This window comes from Dialister sp. (genome assembly GCF_051885895.1).
Taxonomy (GTDB): Bacteria; Bacillota; Negativicutes; order Veillonellales; family Dialisteraceae; genus Dialister.
Window position 1 is genome coordinate 1 of record NZ_JBJEXP010000004.1, and the last position, 3,742, is coordinate 3,742.

The 3,742-nt window shown below is 48.5% G+C and carries 3 protein-coding genes; all 3 read left to right on the plus strand.

What is annotated here, in order from left to right:
- Positions 1–1,013, plus strand: a 1,013-nt coding sequence (locus ACI4N7_RS00420) for an S-layer homology domain-containing protein (protein WP_439731393.1), incomplete at its 5' end; no start/stop codon positions are given.
- 479 nt (positions 1,014–1,492) lie between these two features.
- A complete protein-coding gene (locus ACI4N7_RS00425; RefSeq protein ID WP_439731394.1) occupies positions 1,493–2,980 on the plus strand; it encodes an aldehyde dehydrogenase family protein in 1,488 nt (495 codons plus the stop codon).
- A 292-nt stretch (positions 2,981–3,272) separates the two neighbouring features.
- Positions 3,273–3,725 carry a Fur family transcriptional regulator gene (locus ACI4N7_RS00430; protein ID WP_439731395.1) on the plus strand — a complete coding sequence of 151 codons (453 nt, stop codon included), beginning with the start codon at positions 3,273–3,275 and terminating at the stop codon, positions 3,723–3,725.
- Positions 3,726–3,742: the final 17 nt, after the last annotated feature.

Genomic DNA, 3,742 nt, shown 5'->3' on the forward strand with positions numbered 1-3,742 from the left:
AACTGGCTGGCGAATACGCTGACGAACTGGCTAACCTGGGCGTTCGCGTTTCCAATCTGGAAAAGAAAGTGGGCAATATCGCCTGGTCCGGCAATGCCCGTATGCGTTATGTACAGAGTTATGGCGATAACGGCAAATCCAAGGATAAATGGGATGGCCGTATGAAGATTATTGCCAAGGCACAGGTAAACGACAGCACCACTGCTACCGGACGTCTCCGCTACGACATGAACTTTAAGGACAGCACCAAGGATAGCGGTGTATGGATGGAAGAATTGAAGGTAAACCATCAGTTCGGTGACAATTTCAGTGTAACTCTTGGCCGTCAGGATCTCTTCCTGGGCCAGACCGGTCTGGAATTTGATGATGAATTCGATGGTGCTATTGCTACTGCTAAACTGGGCAGTGTTAACGTAGATCTGGGCTATGGCAGTATCTATGGTGGCAGATTGGGCAAGACGGTACTTGTAGCAGATAAAGATGGCAAGTTAAGTGCATCTAACCCAAAGGATGATAATGAAATGTTCTTGGGCCGTATCTATGGTGATGCAGGCCGCATTTCCTACGACGTAGAATATCTGGACGGCAAGGATTCCCTTGATGCTCGTCTCATCGGCGCAGGCCTCACTGCCGGCCTTGGCGGAGACTTCAAAGTATTCGGCGACTACTACAAGAACACCGAATACAAAGGAGACCCCTACACCTGGACCGCAGGCCTTGGATACGGCGCCACCAACTGGAAGAAACCGGGCACCTGGGATCTGAGCGCTCAGTACATCCATGCTGAAAAAGGCTCCTTCCTTGGCGATACCACTTATAATGTATCTCCGGCAGATCTGGTAGACACCTATGATACTACAGGTGTCAACACCGCTAAATACTGGCTCATCAACGGCGATGTGATTCTCCAGAAGAATGTCAAACTTCATGCTGAATATGCATTCGATGTAAAGACTGATACCAGCACAGACTACGATGATCTCTGGACCGTATCCCTGAACTACATTTTCTAATCTCTTATGAGATGAAAAAAGAAGCCCCTCAGGGGCTTCTTTTTTTGCGCTTTTTTCAGTCCTCTGAATCTCATTTTCTGCATAAAAAACAGTCTACCATGTTTATCGAGACTATTGAATATTGTAACAACCCATGTTATACTATGGCTACAGCACTCATGCAGAAGAAAGTGACCATCGAACAGTATGAAAGGTTGTATTTCTTTGGGAAAGGGCTGACTCCATTCGCAGTGAATTTTGTTTTGGATTTTGATTCAATGCAGGAAAGCAGTTGAGGCGCACCGCCGGTTATTTAAAGAAGGCTTATGACAGAGCATGGGATCAGAATACCTGGAAAATTTGATGCAGCAATGAATCAGTGCTTCCCTGGCAGCTGGCAGGAAACATCCCGCTGAACCAACCGGATATCGTAAAAACTTCAGCGGAGCATCTTATACAGGGGAATTATTCCCGCAAGTGATTGAAAGGAAGGTATTATTATGGCAAAAGCAGACATTCAGGAACAGTACGGGCTTTTTATCAATGGCGAATTCGTTCCCGCTTCTGACGGCGCTACCTTTGACGCCCACAATCCGGCAAACGGCGAGCACTTGGCTTATTTTGCAGAAGCAACAAAAGAAGATGTGGACAGCGCTGTAAAGGCAGCAAGGGCAGCTCTTCCCGCCTGGTCCAAGACATCTCCCATTGAAAGGCAGAATATCCTGCTGAAAATTGCAGACATTATTGATGCCAATGCAGATCATCTGGCTCTGGTGGAAACACTGGACAACGGCAAGCCGATTCGTGAAACAAAGGCTGCCGACATTCCTTTGGGCAGCGACCATTTCCGTTATTTTGCAGGCTGCCTCCGTGCCTGGGAAGGCTCTGCCACCATGCTGGATGACAATACCCTGTCCCTTATCCTCCATGAACCGGTAGGCGTAGTAGGCCAGGTCATTCCCTGGAACTTCCCCTTCACCATGGCATGCTGGAAACTGGCTCCGGCTCTGGCAGCAGGCAACACCGTTGTGATTAAACCGTCTTCCCATACATCCCTGTCACTGATGGAACTCACCCGTCTGATTCAGGATGTTCTTCCAAAGGGCGTACTGAACGTAATTACAGGCAAAGGCTCCAAATCCGGCCAGTGGCTTCTGGACCATCCGGACCTGGATAAACTGGCTTTCACCGGCTCCACTGAAGTAGGCCACGGTGTATACCAGGCTGCCTGCGATAAACTGATTCCTGTTACTCTGGAACTGGGCGGCAAATCGGCCAATATCGTATTTGATGATGCGGACCTTGCTCAGGCTGTAGACGGCGCATGCAAGGGCATCCTCTTCAACCAGGGTCAGGTATGCTGCGCAGGCTCCCGTCTCTTTGTGCAGGAAGGCATTTTCGATGAATTTGTAAAACATCTGAAGGCAACCTTTGAAAGTGTCAAAATCGGCGATCCCACAGATCCGAATACCCAGCTGGGGGCACAGATTTACAAGTCACAGCAGGACAAGGTGCTGAAATATGTACAGATCGGCATTGATGAAGGCTGCCAGCTTATCACCGGTGGTGAAAGATATACCGAAAACGGCTGTGACAAAGGCTATTTCATGAAACCTACCATTCTTGTCACCGATAAGAACAGCGACCGTGTGTGCCAGGAAGAAATCTTCGGACCGGTGGTGGTCATCCAGAAATTCAAGACTGCCGATGAAGTCATTGCTCTGGCCAACGACAGCGTCTATGGCCTTGGCGGCGCTGTATTTACCAGAAACATCAATACGGCCCTCAAAGTAGCCCGCGGCGTCCGCACCGGCCGCATGTGGGTCAATACCTACAATGATCTCCCCGCAGGTGCACCCTTCGGAGGATACAAACAGTCCGGTATTGGCAGAGAAACCCATAAAGTGATTCTGGAACACTACAGCCAGCTGAAGAACATTTACATCAACCTCAAAGAAGGCGTCAGCGGTATGTATGATATTAAATAACATGCCCTGTAAAAAACTCCTTTCCCATCGGGAGGGAGTTTTTTGTTGGAAAAAATAGGACTCAGAGTAAAAGGACGGACATGCCTGCCGGTCTTGGTGAACGGGATTGAAAGGCGCAGGGCAGGGTACCGCATTTTAAAATCTCTGATCTCAGACCATATCGGGCTCTCCTTTCTTATTGTCAACATAAATGACTCTTGACCGATTTGACAGAATCTCCTATAATCAAATATATAGTATACTATGCAATTAGAAAAGCGATTGTAAAATTGGGAAATATAAGGAGCAGGTTATGGCAAGTTTCGAAGACATTCTGGTAAAAAAGCATATGAAGAGGACGAAAGCGAGGATTATGATTTTGAAGGTCCTCGAAAAAAGTCTGCCTCTTACGGCAGGAGAAGTCTACGAATCGGTGCGGGGAAAGGATACCCGCCTCAGCCTGTCCACGGTCTACAGAAACTGCGAGGCGCTAGCGGAGAAGGGACTCCTTTTCCGTTCCACCACCATGGCCGATGGACTGACACGCTATGAATATGCTCACGATACGCCGGTGCATTATGCCATCTGCCTTTCCTGCCATCGCATATTCCCGGTGGATGTGGAACTGGAAAAGGGATACCGGGAACACATGGACCGAGAGTATGGCTTTGAAGTGGCAGGCCCGAAGGTGGAAATCTATGGTTACTGCAAGGAATGCAGGGCTTCAGGACGGGCAAAAGAACATAAGGGGAAAATAGAACTGTAAAAATGGGAAAGACGGCA

Excerpts from the sequence above, each read along its gene's own strand:
- ACI4N7_RS00425 (WP_439731394.1), top strand. The coding sequence starts at position 1,493 with ATGGCAAAAGCAGACATTCAGGAACAGTACGGGCTTTTTATCAATGGC.
- ACI4N7_RS00430 (WP_439731395.1), top strand. The coding sequence starts at position 3,273 with ATGGCAAGTTTCGAAGACATTCTGGTAAAAAAGCATATGAAGAGGACG.